Source organism: Pseudomonas sp. NFACC37-1, assembly GCF_900101575.1.
In the GTDB taxonomy this organism is placed as follows: domain Bacteria; phylum Pseudomonadota; class Gammaproteobacteria; order Pseudomonadales; family Pseudomonadaceae; genus Aquipseudomonas; species Aquipseudomonas fluorescens_AA.
The window spans coordinates 1-19417 of the sequence record NZ_FMUZ01000038.1 but is presented as its reverse complement, the minus strand read 5'-3'; the positions used below and the strand labels follow the sequence as shown (position 1 = coordinate 19417).

Below are 19417 nucleotides of genomic sequence, written 5' to 3'. Positions count from 1 at the left end.
CGAGCGAAGCGAGGCTGCGATCTTTCTCCAGACATTTGAGTCCCAAGTGAAAGATTAGAAGATCGCAGGCTTCGCCAGCTCCTACAGGGACCAGGATCAGCTGTGGTTTTGCTGGTAATTCATCAGCGCCGGCAACAGCTGCTTGTCGATTGCCTGGCGCACGGCCGGCAGGATGGTGGCGCTGCTGGTGTACATGTCCTTGACCATCCGCCGCAGTTCATTGGCGCGGGCCTGGTCCAAACCCCGCACAGCGCATTCGCATGCCTGCTCGGCAGTGGAGCCGCTGGGTATTTGCAGTCCCAGGGCCTTGAGATGGCCCAGCAGGTCTTCCTGGTCGATCAAATCGGCGTGCATCATGACGCTTTTCCTTGTTCAGGGATTGGGGTCGTGTCTCGATTCTGGTAGCCACCCGAAGCGGCGGCAAGGGCAAATGGTCGCAATGTCACGAATGACTATGGAGGCGTCGTTTTCGGTTAACTTGCCCAGGCCTGGACTGGGCACACTGGCCCCAAGCTGAATCACGATGGTTTGGTCACCCTCGCGCAACAGCTCCTCCAGTAACGCAACCTGCCCCGATCCTGTCACGGCTTGATCGGGGATTTTTTTGTCTGTGACAATCAGGGAGTGATGGGTTGTTCGTCAGGACGCTATCGCGAGCAAGCTCGCGATGAACGATGACGCGGTCTACCTCTGCAACACCAGAATCCGCGACAACAACTCATCCCGATCCACATAGCACCCCTGGAAATGCCGGGCCCCGGAGGCGGGATCGAAGGCGTTGCGCGCGTGAAGGGTGCGGCGGTTGTCAAAGCACCAGAGCTGGCCGGGTTCGAGGCGCTGCACCAAGCGAAAGCGTGGCTCGCGGGTCAGGGCGATGAAGCGGCGGTAGGCACGGTAAAGTTTGGGCATCTGCTCGACCGAGGTGTCGAATGGCCCACGCAGGAAGTTCGCCATGCGGATCTCCGAGACTTCTCCGAGGGCGTCCAGGGCGATGATCGGCGCCAGGCAGCGGTAGTCGCTGCGGCGGTCCTTGTTGCGAAATTCCACCGGAATCCGGCACAGGGCGTCGAAGGCCTCGGGGTCTTCCTGGCGCAGGGTTTCGGCAATGGCAAAACCGTCGACAAAAATGCTCTCGCCACCGTCGGCGTCATTCACCAGGCAATGCAAGAACTGCAGCCCCGGCTGCAACTCCCGGGTCGGCAGGTCGGTGTGCAGCGGCAGGTTGAAAGCGGTGTAGGCGTTGCTGTCGGCATCGGCCTTGGACTGCACGTTGAACAGCACGCCGAAGTTGCTCTCGCGGATGAAGGCGATGCGTTGGGCCACCCGTTTCAGCGAACCGGGTTCGGTGGGCACGCCGCGCACTTGGGTCAAGCCGATGTCGCGCAACGCCAGCAACCATCGCAGCAACGCGTCGGTATCGTCCATCAGCGCCGGATAATCGAACACCGGCAGTGGCAGGTCGTGCCGCCACAGCTGGCGCCGGAGCTTGTTCGCCAGGCGCTCGGCCCGGGATTGGTCATCGTAGGCATGGGCGCGCAACCAGCCCGGGTCAAAACGGCTCTGGTGGCCGTCCTGCCAGTCCACGCATAGGCAGCCTTCGTCGTCGAGGCGAATCGCGCCGGGGGCCATGTCCTCAGCGACATCGACGATTTCCAGCACCTGCTCGCGGGTGACGCTGTAGACGCATTGGGGGCAAGGGCAGTTGTCCCGTAACCATGGGTGATGAAAGGGGCTGGTCCGGCCATCGGCCCATGTGACTTGCACCCGGTCGGCCAAGGGGGTTGCGGCGGTCAACGCGAAGATCAGGGGATAACGGCGGAAGTCGGCAAAAGCGGCGGCGGTGTTCATGCGATCTCCTGTGGGAGGCTTACCGGGCGGGGGGCAGGGCGATGACCCGGCCGATGTAGGCTGGGGGCGGCAGGTCGGCTTGCTCGTCCAGCAGGGCGTCGAGCCGGGATAGGGTCTGCTCCGTGAAGGGCGCCGAGCGCGGGCCGGCCAGGTCGACGTGCAGGAGCATCTGTTCATTGCCGGCCAGTTCTTTATCCCCACCAACCAGATGCAGGCTGTGGTAGAGGTGCAGGCGTTTGGCGTCGTGGCCGATGATCTGCGTGTGCACTTGCACCTCGGCCCCGAGCTTCACTTCGTGCAGGTAGTTGAGGTGCAGCTCGAGGGTGAACAGCGAGTGACCGCTGGCTTCGCGGTTCTGGCTGTCCAGGCCGAGCCGGTCCATCAGCGCGTCGGTGGCGTAGCTGAAGATCAGCAGGTAGAAGGCATCGCGCAGATGGCCGTTGTAGTCGACCCATTCGGGGAGGATGCGGGTTTGGTAGGTGGTGAGGGTGGGCATGATTCAGGTCCGACAATTGGGGTGACTGGGTTGGCGCTATCGCGAGCAAGCTCGCTCCCACAGGGATCTTCTGGGGAAATAAAGAGCGTTCACACCGCGAAATCCTTGTGGGAGCGAGCTTGCTCGCGATGGGGCCAGGCCTGCTGGCCCCAAAACCAGGGTTTACTCTTCGAAAGCCATTCCATGCTTGGCCTTGGTGGTCTTCACCGCCTCCAGCACCGCCAGCAGGCAATCATCACGATAGCGCTCCAGGGCCGAGATGCTGTGGCTGCCCAGTTGCTCCCTCGTGCCGTCCACCACATCATCGATCAGCTTCTCGGTCAGCTCCGGCGCTGGCAGGTAGGTCCAGGGCAGTTGCAGCGCTGGACCGAACTGAGCCATGAAGTGCCGCATGCCGGCATCGCCTCCGGCCAGGGTGTAGGTCAGGAACGTGCCCATGAATGACCAGCGCAGGCCGGCGCCAAAACGGATGGCATCGTCGATTTCCCCGGTGGTGGCGACGCCGTCGTTGACCAGGTGCAGGGCTTCGCGCCACAGTGCTTCGAGCAGGCGGTCGGCGATGAAGCCGGGTACTTCCTTGCGTACGTGCAGCGGCCGCATGCCGAGGGATTCGTACACCTGCATTGCCGCTTGCACGGCTTCGGGGGCGGTATTTTTGCCACCCACCACTTCCACCAGCGGCAACAGGTAGACCGGGTTGAACGGGTGTCCGACCACGCAGCGTTCGGGGTGAGTGCAACCTTCGTAGAACTCGCTGGGCAACAGCCCCGAAGTGCTGGAGCCGATCAATGCATTCGGCTTGGCGGCTGCGCTGATCTGGCCGTGCAATTCGAGCTTCAGTTCCAGGCGCTCGGGGGCGCTTTCCTGGATGAAATCGGCGTCGCGCACGCATTCTTCAATGGTCGCGACAAAGCGCAGCCGATCCTGCGAGGCGCCAGGGGCCAGGCCTTGTTTTTCCAGCGCGCCCCAAGCGTTGGCGACGCGTTTGCGCAGTGTCGCCTCGGCACCCGGCGCCGGGTCCCAGGCGACAACGTCGAGGCCATGGGCCAGGGCGCGGCTGACCCAGCCGCTGCCGATCACGCCGCTGCCCAGGGCGGCGAAGGTCTTGATGTCGGTGATAAAGCTCATGGTGATTGTCCTGAGTAATTCGCTGATTCCCTGTGGGAGCGAGCTTGCTCGCGATGACGGTATTCCAGGCGCAGCAAATGCACTGGAGGCGCCGACGCTATCGCGAGCAAGCTCGCTCCCACACTTGATCTTGGGTGGTCTTGAGATCTGCAGTCACTGCAGATCCAATGTGCGCGTTCGGTTCAGCCGCGCTGGGCCAGGCCCATTTTCTTGCGACCTTCAGCCGGGGTGAGCACGCGCGCCCCGAGGCGGCTGAGGATTTCGCCAGCGCGCTCCACCAACTGGCCGTTGGTGGCGAGCACGCCTTTGTCCAGCCAGAGGTTGTCTTCCAGCCCGACCCGCACGTTGCCCCCCAGCAGCACCGCCTGGGCGGCCATCGGCATTTGCATGCGACCGATGCCGAAGCCCGCCCACACCGCGTCGGCGGGCAGGTTGTCGACCATGGCCTTCATGGTGGTGGTGTCGGCCGGCGCGCCCCATGGGATGCCCAGGCAGAGCTGGAACAGCGGGTTGTCCAGCAGGCCTTCCTTGATCAGTTGCTTGGCGAACCACAGGTGCCCGGTATCGAAGATTTCCAGCTCGGCCTTGACCCCCAGCTCGGTGATCCGCTTGGCCCCGGCCCGCAGTTGCGCCGGGGTGGAGACGTAAATGGTGTCGCCGTCGCCGAAGTTCAGGGTGCCGCAATCCAGCGTGCAGATTTCCGGTAGCAGCTCTTCGACGTGGGCCAGGCGGGTCAGCGGCCCCACCAGGTCGGTGTTGGGGCCGAATTCCATCGGTCGTTCGCCCGCACCGATTTCCAGGTCACCGCCCATGCCGGCGGTGAGGTTGACGATGATGTCCACGTCCGCCTCACGGATGCGCTCCATCACCTCGCGGTACAGCGCCACGTCGCGGCTGAACTTGCCGGTCTGCGGGTCGCGGACGTGGCAGTGGACCACGGTAGCACCGGCCTTGGCGGCTTCGACGGCTGCGGCGGCGATCTGTTTCGGGGTGACCGGCACGTGAGGGCTCTTGGCGGTCGTGTCGCCAGCACCGGTGAGTGCGCAGGTGATGATGACGTCGTGGTTCATGGTGCGGATTCCTTCAGGCGTGGTGAGTCACCGCGCAGCCGTGTGGTGCTGCGCAGAGGGAGAACGGTTGGTCAGTTGCTGGTGAGTTTCAGGTTGTCGGCGGCCGGCTTGCCGTCGAAGGTGGTTACACCTTCGAGCCAGCGCTGCTTGTCTTGCGGATGATCCTTGAGCCATTGCCGGGCCGATTCGAGCGGATCCTTGTGATCGAGCAGCGGCTGCATCATCCGGCTCTCGTCTTCGGCGGTGAAGGTCAGGTTGCTCAGCAAGCGACCGACGTTCGGGCATTGCTCGGCGTAGTTCGGCGCGGTGACGGTCCAGACGGTGGCCATGCCTTCGTTCGGGCCGAGGGCGTCGTCGCTGCCGGTGAGGTAGGTCATTTGCACGTTGACGTTCATCGGATGCGGCGCCCAGCCGAAGAACACCACGGCTTCCTTGCGCCGTACGGCGCGGTCCACGGCGGCGAGCATGCCGGCTTCGCTGGACTCCACCAGTTGGAATTTGCCCAGGCCGAACTGGTTCTTGGCGATCATCGCCTTGATCTGGGTGTTGGCGCCGGAGCCGGGTTCGATGCCGTAGATCTTGCCCCCCAACTCTTTTTCGAATTTGGCGATGTCGGCGAAGGTCTTCAGGCCCTTGTCGGCCAGGTAGGTCGGCACGGCCAGGGTGGCGCGGGCGTCCTTGAGGCTGGGTTGTTCCAGGACCTTGACCTGCTTGGCTTCGACGAATGGGGTGATGGTCTGGGTCATCAGCGGGTTCCAGTAGCCCAGGAACAGGTCCAGGCGTTGGTCACGAATGCCGGCGAAGATGATTTGCTGGGAGGCGCTGGTCTGCTTGGTCGTGTAGCCGAGGCCGTCGAGCATCACTTGGGTCAGGGCGCTGGTGGCGATGACGTCGGTCCAGTTGACCACGCCCAGGCGCACGTTCTGGCACGCGGCGGGTTCAGCGGCCATGACGGCGCCATTCATTAAGGTGGTACCGCTGAGTGCAAGAACGCAGGAGCTGATCAGTCGTTTCATGTCGGGTTCCTCGGCAGCTTATTGTTATGGGGCCCGGTGTCTGTGCGCCGGTGATGCCAAGTTACGCAGCCCGAAGCGCGGCAAAACGCACAGCGGCGACGTGCTCTTGCACTGCAGCGACCTGCGCTCTTGAACGACGCTTGCAACTGGCGTATCAAGGTCCGCACGCTACCCGTCGACCGAGTGCGCTTCATGTCCCAGGATTTCTACTTCTTGTTGATGCCGGGCTTTTCGGCCATCGGTTTCATCTCGGCCATCGAGCCGTTGCGGGTCGCCAATCGTTTTCGTGGCGAGCTGTATCGCTGGCATGTGTTGAGCGTCGATGGCGGGGCGGTGCTGGCGAGCAATGGCATGTCGGTCAACGCCGATGCCGCTCTGGAGCCGTTGAAGAAGGGCGCGACTCTTTGGGTGGTGGCGGGGTTCGAGCCACTGAAGTTCGCCACCCCGGCCCTGGAGCGCTGGCTGCATAGGTTGGACAACGAAGGCGTGATCCTGGGCGGCATCGACACCGGCAGTGTTGTCCTGGCCGAGGCGGGGCTGCTGGAAGGGCATCGCGTGACCTTGCACTGGGAAGCGATCGAGGCGTTCAAGGAGTCTTATCCGCAGCTTGGCGTGACTCAGGAACTGTTTGAAATCGACCGTCGCCGCATCACTTGCGCCGGTGGCACCGCGTCCATCGACCTGATGCTCGACCTGATCGGCCAGGCCCATGGTTCGGAGCTGGCGATCCAGGTCAGCGAACAGTTCGTGCTCGGCCGCATCCGCCCGCGCAAAGATCACCAGCGCATGGAAATCGCCAGCCGCTATGGCATTCGCAACAAGAAGCTGGTGCACGTCATCGGCGAGATGGAAACCCACAGCGAACCGCCCCTGAGCACCTTGGCCCTGGCCGAGTCGATCAACGTCACCCGCCGGCAGCTCGAACGCCTGTTCCGCCTGCACCTGAACGACACCCCGAGCAACTTCTACTTGCGCCTGCGCCTGGAGAAGGCCCGGCAACTGCTGCGCCAGACCGACATGAGCGTACTGGAAGTGAGCATCGCCTGCGGCTTTGAGTCACCGTCGTACTTCACCCGCAGTTACCGGGCACGGTTCGCGCGTTGTCCGCGGGAGGATCGACGGCGGCAGGGGGATGGGCGGGAGGTGGTTTGACAGGCTTTTATACTCAATTATACTCGCGACTATAAATTATACCTGTCGCCATAATTGAGTATAAAACCATGTCCAAGCACCCCGGTTTTGTATTCCGGCGCCCTGATCTGGCCCGCAATATTGTCGATGGGCTGGTCGGCGCCGGGATCCAGGATTACACCTCAGGCCTGTTCCTGGCCGCTCCGAGACGTACCGGAAAAAGTACGTTCCTGCGTGAAGACTTGATTCCCGAGTGCGAAACCCGCGGCTGGCTCGCGGTCTACGTCGACCTGTGGGCCAACAAGGAGAAAGACCCTGCCGACCTGATCGCTTCGGCAATCACCGGGGCATTGGTGCCTTATGAAAAGGGGATCCGCAAGCTGGCCAAATCCATGGGCATCGACAAACTCAGCTTCTTGCGCACGTTGTCCTGGGATTTCAGCCTGCCGCAACTGCCCGAAGGGGCGACGCTGACCCAGGCGCTGGAGTTGTTGCACAGTGCGGCCGGTAAAACCGTGGTGCTGGTGATCGACGAAGCCCAGCATGCGTTGACCACCGAGGCCGGGGTCAACGCCATGTTCGCCCTCAAGGCTGCCCGCGACCAACTCAACCAAGGGCGCGAGGGTGATACCAGCGGCCTGCGCCTGGTGTTCACCGGCTCCAATCGCGACAAACTCGCGCACTTGGTACTCAGCCGTAACCAACCGTTCTACGGATCCAGCATCACCTCGTTCCCATTGCTGGGTAAAGAGTTCACCAAAGCCTACGCTGCCCATTTGAACGCGCATCTGGCCCAAACCAATCAGTTCAATGCCGATGACTTGGACCAGGCCTTCGAGTTGGTAGGGCGCCGCCCTGAAATGCTGCGCAGCGTCATTGGCGAAATTGCCTTGGAACTGGGTGAGGCGAGCCACTTGGGCGAATTGCTGCGCAACAGCGCGCAAATGCTCCGTGCTGGCGTCTGGACCGAGTTTGAAAGTGCCTGGAACGCCTTGACGGTGCCGCAACGAGCAGTGCTGCAGGTCATGGCCGAGCGCTCGCAAAACAACGAACCCTTTGCGCCCTTCACCGATTCAACGCTGGACGCCGTGGGCAAGGTGCTCAGGAGCATGGGGAGCGAAGTCGTGCCAGGCACCCAGACCATCCAATCCTGCATCGACGCGCTGCGTGACAAGGAACTGGTGTGGAAGTCCAATCGTGGTGGTTATGCACTGGAGGACAAGGCGTTTGCGGATTGGTTGAAGGGGTATCGCAAGCAGAAAGACTGATGCCACCTCCAATGAACTGTCGAACAAAGACTTGTGGCGAGGGGATTTATCCCCGCTGGGCTGCGCAGCAGCCCCGATAATAGCGATTCAAGCTATATGAGAGACCCAGTTACCAGGTTTCAGGGCCGCTTCGCGCCCCAGCGGGGATAAATCCCCTCGCCACATCAAGTATGGGTTGGCAGCTTACTTCTTTACCAACGCCGAGCATGCCGCCTTGTACGCCTCGTGCTGATACTTGTTCAGCGTCGCCGGCAAGGCGAAGTCATGTTTCTTGTGCTGCGCGTTGAGGGTCTGCGGTGACAGCAGTGTCACCTCGCAGCCTTCCAGCAACTGGAAAACCCCTTCAATCTTGAACGTGGTCGGTCCGCCGGCGAACTCGCCTTTCTTGCTGCGCTTCTTGATGGCGATGCGTTCGATGCCATGTTCAGCCACGAACGCCCGTACCTGAGCGGCAAACGCCTTGACGTTGGCGGCGTCGTCATCGTCGTCCAGGGCGATTTTCTTGGTATTCAGGGCGATGTGGGTCAGCGTCTGCTGTTCCAGCGAGGCAACGGCGATGATCGCTTCGCTGCCTTTGATTTCGATGCCGCAAATGATCATTGGAACCCTTGATGCCTGGAGGTGTGGAATTGCAGTTTATCCATCTTGGTCTGGAACGCCGCTCTGATTTTTTCATCTGCGGCCCACTCAGTTCATGCTTTGGCGCAGGTCGAGCATGATCTTGTCGAAGTAATCGACTCGGATCACGCCAAAGCGGGGGTATTCGAAGTCCAGGATCACATACAGCACGCAGACCATGACCGCCGCGTAACCCAGGCTGTGCAGCCAGTTGCGCCGCTTTGCACCGGCCATGCCATAGCCGATCAGCAGGGCGCTGATCAGGGCCATGGTCACCAGCATCAGGTAGATGACCAGCGGTGGGTGGGTTTCATGGGCCACGGCGCGGGTGGTGGTGATATCGATCATTTCATTTTGTGCCTGAAAATAGCTAACCCATATAAAGGCAAGGCGGTAAGAGAGAGCATATGAAAATCCCTTGATAGGCAATAACACCGACTAACGTGAGTGCCTGTCATGAGCTGATCCTAAGCCCCTCCTTTCGCTTCGGATACTGTCAGAGTTAACAGTATCCGAAGCCTAATGTCTGTTGGGATATCCCCCGTAGGCCTACAGTTCCAACTGATCAGCATGGATACCAAAGGCAGCGGCAATTTTCTCTCGGGTAGCCCGGCGAGGCTTTGCGACCGATTCCTGTTGGGCAAACGCCGACTGAGAAATACCCAGGCGCCTGGCGACTTCATCCTGAGTCAGATTCAAGTGTTCGCGCCAGGCGCGGATAGGCGTAGCGCCGTCGACGATACGGCTGACCACTTCATGAGGAATCAGATCGGGCTCCAGTTTTTGCGCAACGTATTGCGCGTACGGAATGACCACAAATGCCGGGTTTCCGTCTGCATCGTTGATGATCTGAATATCAGTAGGTGCGTTCATCGCGTTTCTTGACCTCTTGAATGCTGACGACCTTGATCGCCCCGTCCCAATCGAACATGACTCGGTAGTTGCCTACCCGCAGGCGGTACGCATAGTCATGACCGACAAGCGCTTTGACGTTGACCACGTCAGGCATCTGGGCGAGCGCCGTAACGGCATCCCGAACTTGGGCCTGATGGGCTGAGTGCAATTTCAGAAGCTGCTTAACGGCTTTTCTGGTCCAGTGGATAGTGTTCATGGAAAGAATATAAGTCTTTTATAAGATTTGCGAATCCTGACTTATATTCTTTCCGGGGCCAACGAGTGAACGATGTCTGGATATTGCTCCGTGGATAACTCTTTACTCCTGCCCAATCGACTCCAAAAACTCCGACCGATCATCGCTCACCTGGGCCATGCAGTCGTTTTCGGCGATTTTGTAGGCTTCGCTGCCGGGTTTGGCCGGGAAGGCGGCGATGGCGCAGTCGGCGTCGCGCTGTTTTTGCCACAGTTGTTGGGCGGCCTTGATCTTGGCGGTGATGTCGTTGAGCTGGGCCTTGTCGCTGGCGTAGCGGGTTTGCAGGCGCTCAAAGAGGCTCTGCAGGTTTTCGTTGAGCAATTGCTCGGCGGCGGTTTTGCCATAGGCCGAGCAGGCCAGGGTCTGGACATCGTTTTCAACTTCGTCGCAGGGATTGGGCTCGGTGTCTTCGGTTGCGTGTGCCAGGGTGCTGATCAGTGCCAAAGCCAGGAAGATTGATTTCATCGCGTTGCCGCTCAAGTCCAGTGAAAACCAGTGATGCGGCGGATTCTGGCGCAACCGTCGGGTAAAGAACAGACGGGCAGGGCGGGCCTGTCGTAGCCCATTGTCGTGGATTGACGCTTTCGGCAATTCCCCTGTCGTTTTTGCACCGGGTCGCGACGGCCCTCAGGCATATGCTGGCCCCAAAGCGCCGGCACACGATTCGGCGCATGAATCGCTGACAAAAGGGGACTGCCTGATGAGCCCAGCCGAATTGCACGCCGACAGCATCGTTATCGACGGGCTGATCATTGCCAAGTGGAACCGCGACCTGTTCGAAGACATGCGCAAGGGCGGCCTGACCGCAGCCAACTGCACCGTGTCGGTGTGGGAAGGTTTCCAGGCCACCATCAATAACATCGTCGCCAGCCAGAAGCTGATCCGTGAGAACAGCGACCTGGTGATTCCGGTGAAAACCACCGCCGACATCCGTCGCGCCAAGGAACAGGGCAAGACCGGCATCATCTTCGGCTTCCAGAACGCCCACGCCTTCGAAGACCAGCTCGGCTACGTCGAGATCTTCAAGCAGCTCGGCGTCGGTGTGGTGCAGATGTGCTACAACACCCAGAACCTGGTCGGCACCGGTTGCTACGAGCGCGACGGCGGCCTGTCGGGTTTCGGTCGCGAGATCGTCGCCGAGATGAACCGCGTCGGCATCATGTGCGACCTGTCCCACGTAGGTTCCAAGACCTCCGAAGAAGTCATCCTCGAATCGAAGAAGCCTGTGTGCTATTCCCACTGCCTGCCGTCCGGCCTGAAAGAGCACCCGCGCAACAAGTCCGATGAAGAACTGAAGTTCATCGCCGATCACGGCGGTTTCGTCGGCGTAACCATGTTCGCGCCGTTTTTGGCCAAGGGCATCGATTCGACCATCGACGACTACGCCGAAGCCATCGAATACACCATGAACATCGTTGGTGAGGACGCCATCGGCATCGGTACCGACTTCACCCAGGGCCACGGCCAGGATTTCTTCGAAATGCTGACCCACGACAAGGGCTACGCCCGTCGTCTGACCAGCTTCGGCAAGATCATCAATCCCCTGGGCATCCGCACCGTGGGCGAGTTCCCGAACCTCACCGAGACGCTGCTCAAGCGCGGCCATCCTGAGCGGGTGGTACGCAAGATCATGGGTGAAAACTGGGTCAACGTGCTGAAAGACGTCTGGGGCGAATAACCGCCGCCGCATCGCTAATCCTCTACCTGCGGCCCTCTGCGCCGCAGGCAATACCACGAATTTCCGGAGTCAAGTTTTCATGGCCAAGATCGCCCCGCAACTGCCTATCGAAGTCGACAGCGAAACCGGTATCTGGACGTCCGACGCCCTGCCGATGCTGTACGTACCGCGTCACTTCTTCGTCAACAACCACATGGGCATCGAAGAAGTGCTGGGCGCCGACGCCTACGCCGAGATTCTCTACAAGGCCGGCTACAAATCCGCCTGGCACTGGTGTGAAAAAGAAGCCGAATGCCACGGCCTGGAAGGCGTCGCGGTGTTCGAGCACTACATGAAGCGCCTGTCCCAGCGTGGCTGGGGCCTGTTCAAGATCCAGGACATCGACCTGGATAAAGGCACCGCCAGCGTCAAGCTCGAACACTCGGCGTTCGTCTATGTGTACGGCAAGGTCGGGCGCAAGGTCGACTACATGTTCACCGGTTGGTTCGCCGGCGCCATGGACCAGATCCTCGCCGCTCGTGGCAGTTCGATCCGCACCGTGGCCGAGCAGGTCTATGGCGGTTCCGAAGAAGGCCACGACGACGGCCTGTTCATCGTCAAGCCGTTGTAAGTCGAGGATCGCGCCATGGCTTTTGAAGCAATGTTCCAGCCGATCCAGATCGGCAAACTGACCATCCGCAACCGCGTACTCAGCACCGCGCACGCCGAGGTCTACGCCACCGACGGCGGCATGACCACCGACCGGTACGTCAAGTATTACGAAGAAAAGGCCAAGGGCGGCATCGGCCTGGCCATTTGCGGTGGCTCGTCGGTGGTTGCCATCGACAGCCCGCAGGAATGGTGGAGCTCGGTGAACCTGTCCACCGACCGCATCATCCCGCACTTCCAGAACCTGGCCGACGCCATGCACAAGCATGGCGCCAAGATCATGATCCAGATTACCCACATGGGCCGTCGCTCGCGTTGGGACGGTTTCAACTGGCCGACCCTGATGTCGCCGTCCGGCGTGCGTGAGCCGGTGCACCGTGCCACCTGCAAGACCATCGAGCCGGAAGAAATCTGGCGGGTGATCGGCAACTACGCCCAGGCGGCACGGCGTGCCAAGGCCGGTGGCCTGGACGGCGTCGAGCTGTCCGCCGTGCACCAGCACATGATCGACCAGTTCTGGAGCCCGCGGGTCAACAAGCGTACCGACGAATGGGGCGGCAGCTTCGAAGGCCGCATGAAGTTCGGCCTGGAAGTGCTGAAGGCCGTGCGCGCCGAAGTGGGCGACGATTTCTGCGTGGGCATGCGCCTGTGCGGCGACGAGTTCCACCCGGACGGCTTGTCCCACGAGGACATGAAGCAGATCGCCAAGTACTACGACGACACCGGCATGCTGGATTTCATCGGCGTGGTGGGCTCGGGTTGCGACACCCACAACACCCTGGCCAACGTCATCCCGAACATGAGTTATCCACCGGAGCCGTTCCTGCACTTGGCCGCCGGTATCAAGGAAGTGGTCAAGGTCCCTGTGCTGCACGCGCAGAACATCAAGGACCCGAACCAGGCCACGCGGATCCTGGAGGGCGGTTACGTCGACATGGTCGGCATGACCCGTGCCCATATCGCCGACCCGCACCTGATCGCCAAGATCAAGATGGGCCAGATCGACCAGATCAAGCAGTGCGTCGGTGCCAACTACTGCATCGACCGCCAGTACCAAGGCCTGGACGTGCTGTGCATCCAGAACGCCGCGACGTCCCGTGAATACATGGGCGTGCCGCACATCATCGAGAAGTCCACCGGGCCCAAGCGCAAAGTGGTTGTCGTCGGTGCCGGCCCGGCCGGGATGGAAGCGGCGCGTGTGGCCGCCGAACGTGGGCACGAGGTGACCCTGTTCGAGAAGAAAGAATTCATCGGCGGGCAGATCACCACCGCCTCGAAAGCCCCGCAACGGGACCAGATCGCCGGTATCACTCGCTGGTTCCAACTGGAACTGGCGCGGCTGAAAGTCGACCTGCGCCTGGGCGTGGCGGCTGACGCGGCGACGATCATGGACCTGCGTCCGGACGTGGTGGTGCTGGCCGTTGGCGGGCATCCGAACCTGGAGCAGAACGAACACTGGGGCGCCGCCGAAGGGCTGGTGGTCAGCAGCTGGGACGTGCTCGACGGCAAGGTCGCGCCGGGCAAGAACGTGCTGGTCTACGACACCATTTGCGAGTTCACCGGCATGTCGGTGGCCGACTTCCTCGCCGACAAGGGCAGCCAGGTCGAGATCGTCACCGACGACATCAAGCCGGGCGTGGCCATTGGCGGTACTTCGTTCCCCACGTACTACCGCAGCATGTACCCCAAGGAAGTGATCATGACCGGGGACATGATGCTGGAGAAGGTCTACCGCGAAGGCGACAAGCTGGTAGCGGTGCTGGAGAACGAATACACCGGTGCCAAGGAAGAACGCGTGGTGGACCAGGTGGTGGTGGAAAACGGCGTGCGGCCGGATGAAGAAATCTACTACGCGCTCAAGGAAGGTTCGCGCAACAAGGGCCAGATCGACGTCGAAGCCTTGTTCGCGATCAAGCCTCAGCCGTGCCTGGAGCAGAGCGGCGATGGCTACCTGCTGTTCCGCATCGGTGACTGCGTGGCCCAGCGTAATACCCACGCGGCCATCTACGACGCCCTGCGGTTGTGCAAGGATTTCTAGGTCGTTGAACTGATCGTTCCCACGCTCTGCGTGGGAATGCAGCCCGGGACGCTCTGCGTCCCCAAAGCGGACGCGGAGCGTCCATTGAGGCATTCCCACGCAGAGCGTGAGGAACGATCAGTGGCGTTTCTCCAGATGTATTGGTGGGAGCTTCACCATGTTGAACACCCTTCTTCCTATCCTGCTGTTCGCCGCTTTGGGCCTCGCGGTCCTCGGCGCCTTGCGGCGGGTGAACATGTGGCGCCGGGGACGACCGGCCAAGGTCGACCTGATCGGTGGCCTTTTCGCCATGCCCAAGCGCTACATGGTGGATTTGCACCACGTAGTGGCGCGGGACAAATACATCGCCAACACCCACGTCGCCACGGCCGGTGGTGCAGTGGCGTCGGTAGTGCTGGCGATCCTGGTCCACGGGTTTGGCCTGCATAACCGCTTCCTCGGCTATGCGTTGCTGTTGATGTCGGCCGTGATGTTCGTCGGTGCGATCTTCGTCTACCTGCGTCGGCGCAATCCGCCGGCCCGCTTGTCCAAGGGCCCGTGGATGCGCCTGCCGAAAAGCCTGCTGGCGTTTTCGGCGTCGTTCTTCCTGGTGACCCTGCCGGTGGCAGGCATCCTGCCGGAGAACTTCGGCGGTTGGCTGGTGGCGGCGGTCCTGGGTGTCGGTGTGCTGTGGGGTGTGTCGGAATTGTTCTTCGGCATGACCTGGGGCGGGCCGATGAAGCACGCCTTCGCCGGTGCCCTGCACCTGGCCTGGCACCGCCGTGCCGAGCGTTTTGGCGGCGGCCGTTCCACCGGTCTCAAGCCGCTGGACCTGAACGATCCCGCCGCGCCACTGGGCGTGGAGAAACCCAAGGACTTCACCTGGAACCAACTGCTGGGCTTCGACGCCTGCGTGCAGTGCGGCAAGTGTGAGGCGGCCTGCCCGGCGTTCGCGGCCGGCCAGCCGTTGAACCCGAAAAAACTTATCCAGGATATGGTCGTCGGCCTGGCCGGCGGCACCGATGCGAAATTCGCGGGCAGCCCATACCCGGGCAAACCTGTGGGCGAGCATGCGGGCAATCCCCATCAGCCGATCGTCAACGGCCTGGTAGACGCCGAGACCCTGTGGTCCTGCACCACCTGCCGTGCGTGCGTCGAGGAATGTCCGATGATGATCGAGCATGTCGATGCCATCGTCGACATGCGCCGCCACCTGACCCTGGAAAAAGGCGCCACGCCGAACAAGGGCGCCGAGGTGCTGGAAAACCTCATTGCCACCGACAACCCTGGCGGCTTTGCCCCGGGCGGGCGGATGAACTGGGCGGCGGACCTGAACCTGAGCCTGCTCAGCGAGAAGAAATCCACCGACGTGCTGTTCTGGGTCGGCGACGGTGCCTTCGACATGCGCAACCAGCGCACCTTGCGCGCCTTCGTCAAAGTGCTGAAGGCGGCGAAAATCGACTTTGCCGTGCTCGGTCTCGAAGAACGCGACAGTGGCGACGTGGCCCGGCGCCTGGGTGATGAAGCGACGTTCCAGCTATTGGCCAAACGCAACATCCAGACCCTGGCCAAATACAGCTTCAACCGCATCGTCACCTGCGACCCCCACAGCTTCCACGTGCTGAAAAACGAATACGGCGCCTTCGATGGCAACTATTTGGTGCAGCACCACAGCACCTACCTGGCGGAGATCATCGACGCCGGTGCGCTGAACCTTGGCCAGCACAAGGGCGACAGCGTGACCTATCACGACCCGTGCTACCTGGGCCGCTACAACGGCGAATACGAGGCGCCGCGCCAGGTGCTGCGTGCGCTGGGTATCGAGGTCAAGGAGATGCAGCGTTCCGGTTTCCGTTCGCGTTGCTGCGGCGGTGGTGGCGGTGCGCCGATCACTGACATTCCAGGCAAGCAGCGGATTCCTGACATGCGCATGGACGACATTCGCGAAACCGGCGCTGAGCTGGTGGCGGTGGGTTGTCCACAGTGCACCGCGATGCTCGAAGGCGTGGTCGAACCGCGGCCAATGATCAAGGACATTGCCGAGCTGGTGGCTGACGCACTGCTGGAAGACGCAGCCCCGAGCAAGCCCGTGGCCCCAGCCAAACGTGAACCTGCGGAGGTGCATTAATGAGCGACATCATCCGCCGCGACCCGCGCGCCGAGTGGATCGCCCGCAACCGCCTGCACCCGCTGCACGCGGCCATGCAGCCGGTCCAGCACAGCTGGATGGGCCCCAACGGCGTCATTCGCAAGAATGTCCATGGCATCGGTTTCATCGGCCCCAACGGCATCAAGCGCATCGACCGCAGCGGTGCCCAGCAGGGTGGCGCGACCAAGCGTACCGCCGCGGCCGAAGTGCAATTGCCGCTGCATCAAGTAGCGCAACCGGCGTTCTACATCAGTGTGGTGCCGGACATGGTCGGTGGTCGCCTCAGCAGCCACGACCGCGATCTGCTGGGCCTGGCCCATCAGCTTGCGGGGACGGACGGCGCGGTGCTGGCCGTGGTCTTCGGCGAGCACAAGGAAAACGCCTTCGCCACGGCCGGTGTCGACCGCTTGCTGGTACTGGAAGGTGAGGCCTTCAGCGGTTATGCACCGGAACAACGGGTCCAGGGTCTGCGGGCTGTGGATAACCAATTCAACCCACGCCATTGGCTGTTGCCCGACAGCCGCACCGGTGGCGGTGAATTGGGCCGGCGTTTTGCCGCAGCCCTGGGCGAGCGCCCGGCCACGCGGGTCTGGCAGGTCAAGGGCGAAGAGTGCATTGGCCGCGCCGGTGCGGGCCTGCAAGACTTGGCCCGGCCATTGGCGCGCTTGATCCTGGCAGCGGCCGAATGCGCCGAACCGGTCAGCGAAACCCGCCACGAAGCCTTGCCCGTGGAGTTATCCACAAGCGTGGCCCGCAGCTTGTCGCGAATCGAAGATCTCGGTGCGGTGGCGGTGGACCCGGGGGCGATCCCGATGGCAGAAGCCGAGTTCATTTTCTCTGGCGGCAACGGGGTCAAGGACTGGGCGCTGTTCCACCAGACCGCCGCAGCCCTGGGCGCCACCGAAGGCGCTTCCCGGGTGGCTGTGGACGACGGCTTCATGGCCCGCGACCGCCAGGTCGGTGCGTCCGGGACCTGGGTCACGGCACGGGTCTATGTGGCCGTGGGGATTTCCGGGGCGATCCAGCACCTGCAAGGCATCGGTGCCTGCGACAAGGTGGTGGCGATCAACCTCGACCCGGGCTGCGACATGATCAAACGGGCGGACCTGTCGGTGATCGGTGACAGCGCGGCGATTCTCCAGGCCTTGATCGCGGCGGTAGAGGCTTACCGCAACGAAGCCAAGCGCGATGCGGCTTAAGAAGGATAAGTTGATGAGTACCCAAGTGATCAGCCTCGTGTCCATTGGCGCGCACCCCACTTCCGGTCGGCCCCGGCGCGCCGAACAGGACGCCCGGGCCGTAGAACTGGGCCTGCAACTGGCCGGCAACGACTTGCAAGTGCTGCACGCCGGTGATGTGGCCGAACCGGCCTTGCGCGCCTACTTGGGCATGGGCCTGGATGAACTCCACGTCCTGGAAAATCCCGAGGGGGCCGACGCCCTGCCGGCCCTGACCGACTACCTGCGTGACGCTGGCGCCCAAGTGGTGCTCGCCGGCAGCCAGGCGGAAACCGGTGAAGGCTCGGGCATGCTTCCCTTTCTGCTGGCGGAAAACCTCGGTTGGCCGTTGGTGGTGGGGCTGGCCCAGGTCGAGTCCATCGACAACGGCGTGGCCCTGGTACTGCAAGCCTTGCCCCGCGGCCAACGGCGCCGTCTGAAAGTGCGCCTGCCATTCCTGGCCACTGTGGATAACGCCGCGCCAAAACCTCGGCAAAGCGCCTACGGTCCGGCCCGGCGTGGGGCATTGCATGCCGAGGAAGTCGAAGTGATCGACGACACCTTGCTGGCGGTGGCGACCCTGCAACCGGCCAAGCCACGCCCCAAGCGCTTGAAAGTGATCAAGGCCAAGAGCGGCGCCGACCGCATGAAAGCCGCCACGGCCAAGGCCAGCGGCGGAGGCGGGCAAGTGCTCAAGGGCGTGAGCCCGGAAGCGGGGGCCGAGGCCATTCTCAAGCTGTTGATTGAGGAAGGGGTTGTTCGCTAAACCCAGGACACCTCAATTCCGGTGGGAGCGGGCTTGCTCGCGAAGGCGGTGTGTCAGCGACGAAAATGCAGCCTGACATACCGTATTCGCGAGCAAGCCCGCTCCCACAGGGGTCATGTGTTTGCCCAACATTGCTGTGCGCCTCTGTGGATAACCTGCTCGGCCCGCCGCAAACCAGGCCATCCAGGCCTGCGCTCAAAACACCCGCCTGACCTGCTGCAGCATCCGGCCATAAAACCGCTGGCCTGGCGGGTTGCCGCGTCCCAAGCCTGTGGGTGAAAAGGGTCGTTTCATCGCCAATGGAGTCCTATCAATGGAAGTAGCAATTCGCCCGGCCTTGCCCACGGATGCACGGGAGATCGCCCGTCTGTTCCGGATTTCCTCGGAGGGTGCGTCGGATTACATCTGGAGCCAGCTGGCGGAGCCTGGCCAGGATCTGCTTGACGTGGGCGCCGCGCGTTATGCCCGGGAGAATGTCGATTTTTCCTACCAGAACTGCCTTGTCGCCCAGGCCAACGGACAGGTCATCGGCATGATGCACGCTTATGTCACGCGTCATGATCCACAGGCGGCCCCAGTCACAGACCCGGTCCTGGCGCCCTACGCCGACATGGAAGTACCCGACACCCTCTATATCTCAAGCTTGGCCCTGCATGAAGGCTGGCGTAACAAGGGGCTGGGCGTTCGCTTCCTCGAACTGGCGCAACAGCGTGCCGATCAACTGGCACTCAAGGGCCTGAGCCTGATCGACTACGCCGCGAATACCGGCGCCCGGCGTTTTTATGAGCGTCACGGCTTTGGCATCGTCAAAACCTGTCAGGTCGTCCCGCATCCGTTGATTCAAGTAACGGGCGCGGCCTACCTCATGCATCGGCCGTAGCCGGTACAGCGGCCCTGAAACCCTGTGGGAGATTCTATGGTGCAGGGCTACCCCCTAAATGCCTTTCGGTAAGTATTCGCTCTGGTTCTTCAGCAGGGCGAATACCACTCGGGCAAGCTTGCGGGCCAGTGCCACTAATGCTTCGGTTGTGCTGAGTCCCCGGGCCCTTAGTGCCTCATAAAAACCCTTCCATGCCGCTGTGCGCCTCGCCGACATCGCGGCGTTATGCATCAATCGACGGGCCTCTGGGTCACCTCGCTTAGACAGGCAGCGGCGTCCCTTCTTTTTCCCTGAGTCCGATATACGCAGGTCTAGGCCCAGAAAAGCGATGAAGGCA

At 62.0% G+C, this 19417-nt stretch carries 21 protein-coding genes; 9 read left to right on the top strand and 12 right to left on the bottom strand.

Annotated features, from left to right (window positions below):
• Positions 1-96: 96 nt before the first annotated feature.
• From BLP82_RS26085 to BLP82_RS26060, 6 genes are all read right to left on the bottom strand, one after another.
• Complete coding sequence (locus BLP82_RS26085) at positions 97-357, bottom strand: hypothetical protein (protein WP_092175120.1); 261 nt, start codon at positions 355-357, stop codon at positions 97-99.
• Positions 358-684: 327 nt separating this feature from the next.
• Positions 685-1848 carry a gamma-butyrobetaine dioxygenase gene (locus tag BLP82_RS26080; protein WP_092175117.1) on the bottom strand — a complete coding sequence of 388 codons (1164 nt, stop codon included), beginning with the start codon at positions 1846-1848 and terminating at the stop codon, positions 685-687.
• A gap of 19 nt (positions 1849-1867) precedes the next feature.
• Entirely contained in the window at positions 1868-2344 is a 477-nt protein-coding gene (locus BLP82_RS26075; RefSeq protein ID WP_092175113.1) for a thioesterase family protein, read from the bottom strand.
• 162 nt (positions 2345-2506) lie between these two features.
• Positions 2507-3472, bottom strand: a complete 966-nt coding sequence (locus BLP82_RS26070) for an L-carnitine dehydrogenase (protein ID WP_092175109.1) — start codon at positions 3470-3472, stop codon at positions 2507-2509.
• 182 nt (positions 3473-3654) lie between these two features.
• Positions 3655-4542, bottom strand: coding sequence for a 3-dehydrocarnitine:acetyl-CoA trimethylamine transferase CdhC (locus tag BLP82_RS26065; RefSeq protein ID WP_060740277.1), 888 nt, complete (start codon positions 4540-4542; stop codon positions 3655-3657).
• A gap of 71 nt (positions 4543-4613) precedes the next feature.
• Positions 4614-5558 carry a choline ABC transporter substrate-binding protein gene (locus tag BLP82_RS26060; RefSeq protein ID WP_072405839.1) on the bottom strand — a complete coding sequence of 315 codons (945 nt, stop codon included), beginning with the start codon at positions 5556-5558 and terminating at the stop codon, positions 4614-4616.
• Positions 5559-5750: 192 nt separating this feature from the next.
• On the opposite strand from BLP82_RS26060, the gene BLP82_RS26055 reads away from it, so the two are divergent.
• Together BLP82_RS26055 and BLP82_RS26050 are read left to right on the top strand one after the other, a co-directional pair.
• Complete coding sequence (locus BLP82_RS26055) at positions 5751-6710, top strand: GlxA family transcriptional regulator (protein WP_072405838.1); 960 nt, start codon at positions 5751-5753, stop codon at positions 6708-6710.
• Between the two features lie 68 nt (positions 6711-6778).
• Positions 6779-7957: an AAA family ATPase gene (locus tag BLP82_RS26050; RefSeq protein ID WP_092175106.1), complete on the top strand. Its 1179-nt coding sequence runs from the start codon at positions 6779-6781 to the stop codon at positions 7955-7957.
• Between the two features lie 183 nt (positions 7958-8140).
• On the opposite strand, the gene BLP82_RS26045 is transcribed toward BLP82_RS26050, so the two are convergent.
• The 5 genes from BLP82_RS26045 to BLP82_RS26025 form a co-directional block, all read right to left on the bottom strand.
• On the bottom strand, positions 8141-8557 hold the full coding sequence (locus tag BLP82_RS26045; RefSeq protein WP_092175102.1) for a DUF3010 family protein: 417 nt from the start codon (positions 8555-8557) through the stop codon (positions 8141-8143).
• Positions 8558-8644: 87 nt separating this feature from the next.
• Entirely contained in the window at positions 8645-8923 is a 279-nt protein-coding gene (locus tag BLP82_RS26040) for a hypothetical protein (protein WP_256576680.1), read from the bottom strand.
• A 201-nt stretch (positions 8924-9124) separates the two neighbouring features.
• Positions 9125-9448, bottom strand: a complete 324-nt coding sequence (locus tag BLP82_RS26035; RefSeq protein ID WP_060740283.1) for a helix-turn-helix domain-containing protein — start codon at positions 9446-9448, stop codon at positions 9125-9127.
• Entirely contained in the window at positions 9432-9686 is a 255-nt protein-coding gene (locus tag BLP82_RS26030; protein ID WP_060740284.1) for a type II toxin-antitoxin system RelE family toxin, read from the bottom strand. The genes BLP82_RS26035 and BLP82_RS26030 overlap by 17 nt, the downstream gene beginning before the upstream one ends.
• Positions 9687-9788: 102 nt before the next feature.
• The gene (locus tag BLP82_RS26025; RefSeq protein WP_092175099.1) at positions 9789-10190 is read right to left on the bottom strand and encodes a lysozyme inhibitor LprI family protein; all 402 of its coding nucleotides are present in this window, start codon (positions 10188-10190) and stop codon (positions 9789-9791) included.
• A 235-nt stretch (positions 10191-10425) separates the two neighbouring features.
• On the opposite strand from BLP82_RS26025, the gene BLP82_RS26015 reads away from it, so the two are divergent.
• The 7 genes from BLP82_RS26015 (at position 10426) to BLP82_RS25985 (ending at position 19080) form a co-directional block, all read left to right on the top strand.
• Positions 10426-11403 (top strand): dipeptidase, encoded by a 978-nt coding sequence (locus BLP82_RS26015; protein ID WP_030139307.1) that lies wholly within the window; start codon positions 10426-10428, stop codon positions 11401-11403.
• Positions 11404-11482: 79 nt separating this feature from the next.
• Positions 11483-12013 carry a DUF5943 domain-containing protein gene (locus BLP82_RS26010; RefSeq protein WP_025215877.1) on the top strand — a complete coding sequence of 177 codons (531 nt, stop codon included), beginning with the start codon at positions 11483-11485 and terminating at the stop codon, positions 12011-12013.
• A gap of 15 nt (positions 12014-12028) precedes the next feature.
• Positions 12029-14089, top strand: coding sequence for a dimethylglycine demethylation protein DgcA (gene dgcA / locus BLP82_RS26005; RefSeq protein WP_092175091.1), 2061 nt, complete (start codon positions 12029-12031; stop codon positions 14087-14089).
• A gap of 157 nt (positions 14090-14246) precedes the next feature.
• Entirely contained in the window at positions 14247-16196 is a 1950-nt protein-coding gene (gene dgcB / locus BLP82_RS26000; protein WP_092175087.1) for a dimethylglycine demethylation protein DgcB, read from the top strand.
• Positions 16196-17416, top strand: a complete 1221-nt coding sequence (locus tag BLP82_RS25995; RefSeq protein ID WP_092175082.1) for an electron transfer flavoprotein subunit alpha — start codon at positions 16196-16198, stop codon at positions 17414-17416. Before dgcB ends, BLP82_RS25995 begins: the two co-directional genes overlap by 1 nt.
• A 13-nt stretch (positions 17417-17429) precedes the next feature.
• Entirely contained in the window at positions 17430-18200 is a 771-nt protein-coding gene (locus tag BLP82_RS25990; RefSeq protein ID WP_092175078.1) for an electron transfer flavoprotein subunit beta, read from the top strand.
• A 313-nt stretch (positions 18201-18513) separates the two neighbouring features.
• On the top strand, positions 18514-19080 hold the full coding sequence (locus BLP82_RS25985; protein ID WP_092175074.1) for a GNAT family N-acetyltransferase: 567 nt from the start codon (positions 18514-18516) through the stop codon (positions 19078-19080).
• Positions 19081-19134: 54 nt separating this feature from the next.
• On the opposite strand, the gene BLP82_RS25980 is transcribed toward BLP82_RS25985, so the two are convergent.
• A partial coding sequence (locus tag BLP82_RS25980) for a transposase (RefSeq protein WP_139197923.1) occupies positions 19135-19417 on the bottom strand: 283 nt, incomplete at its 5' end.

Bases quoted from the DNA above. Each gene is read 5' to 3' on its own strand.
- BLP82_RS26085 (WP_092175120.1), bottom strand. From the start codon at position 357: ATGATGCACGCCGATTTGATCGACCAGGAAGACCTGCTGGGCCATCTC.
- BLP82_RS26080 (WP_092175117.1), bottom strand. From the start codon at position 1,848: ATGAACACCGCCGCCGCTTTTGCCGACTTCCGCCGTTATCCCCTGATC.
- BLP82_RS26075 (WP_092175113.1), bottom strand. From the start codon at position 2,344: ATGCCCACCCTCACCACCTACCAAACCCGCATCCTCCCCGAATGGGTC.
- BLP82_RS26070 (WP_092175109.1), bottom strand. From the start codon at position 3,472: ATGAGCTTTATCACCGACATCAAGACCTTCGCCGCCCTGGGCAGCGGC.
- BLP82_RS26065 (WP_060740277.1), bottom strand. From the start codon at position 4,542: ATGAACCACGACGTCATCATCACCTGCGCACTCACCGGTGCTGGCGAC.
- BLP82_RS26060 (WP_072405839.1), bottom strand. From the start codon at position 5,558: ATGAAACGACTGATCAGCTCCTGCGTTCTTGCACTCAGCGGTACCACC.
- BLP82_RS26055 (WP_072405838.1), top strand. From the start codon at position 5,751: ATGTCCCAGGATTTCTACTTCTTGTTGATGCCGGGCTTTTCGGCCATC.
- BLP82_RS26050 (WP_092175106.1), top strand. From the start codon at position 6,779: ATGTCCAAGCACCCCGGTTTTGTATTCCGGCGCCCTGATCTGGCCCGC.
- BLP82_RS26045 (WP_092175102.1), bottom strand. From the start codon at position 8,557: ATGATCATTTGCGGCATCGAAATCAAAGGCAGCGAAGCGATCATCGCC.
- BLP82_RS26040 (WP_256576680.1), bottom strand. From the start codon at position 8,923: ATGATCGATATCACCACCACCCGCGCCGTGGCCCATGAAACCCACCCA.
- BLP82_RS26035 (WP_060740283.1), bottom strand. From the start codon at position 9,448: ATGAACGCACCTACTGATATTCAGATCATCAACGATGCAGACGGAAAC.
- BLP82_RS26030 (WP_060740284.1), bottom strand. From the start codon at position 9,686: ATGAACACTATCCACTGGACCAGAAAAGCCGTTAAGCAGCTTCTGAAA.
- BLP82_RS26025 (WP_092175099.1), bottom strand. From the start codon at position 10,190: ATGAAATCAATCTTCCTGGCTTTGGCACTGATCAGCACCCTGGCACAC.
- BLP82_RS26015 (WP_030139307.1), top strand. From the start codon at position 10,426: ATGAGCCCAGCCGAATTGCACGCCGACAGCATCGTTATCGACGGGCTG.
- BLP82_RS26010 (WP_025215877.1), top strand. From the start codon at position 11,483: ATGGCCAAGATCGCCCCGCAACTGCCTATCGAAGTCGACAGCGAAACC.
- dgcA (WP_092175091.1), top strand. From the start codon at position 12,029: ATGGCTTTTGAAGCAATGTTCCAGCCGATCCAGATCGGCAAACTGACC.
- dgcB (WP_092175087.1), top strand. From the start codon at position 14,247: ATGTTGAACACCCTTCTTCCTATCCTGCTGTTCGCCGCTTTGGGCCTC.
- BLP82_RS25995 (WP_092175082.1), top strand. From the start codon at position 16,196: ATGAGCGACATCATCCGCCGCGACCCGCGCGCCGAGTGGATCGCCCGC.
- BLP82_RS25990 (WP_092175078.1), top strand. From the start codon at position 17,430: ATGAGTACCCAAGTGATCAGCCTCGTGTCCATTGGCGCGCACCCCACT.
- BLP82_RS25985 (WP_092175074.1), top strand. From the start codon at position 18,514: ATGGAAGTAGCAATTCGCCCGGCCTTGCCCACGGATGCACGGGAGATC.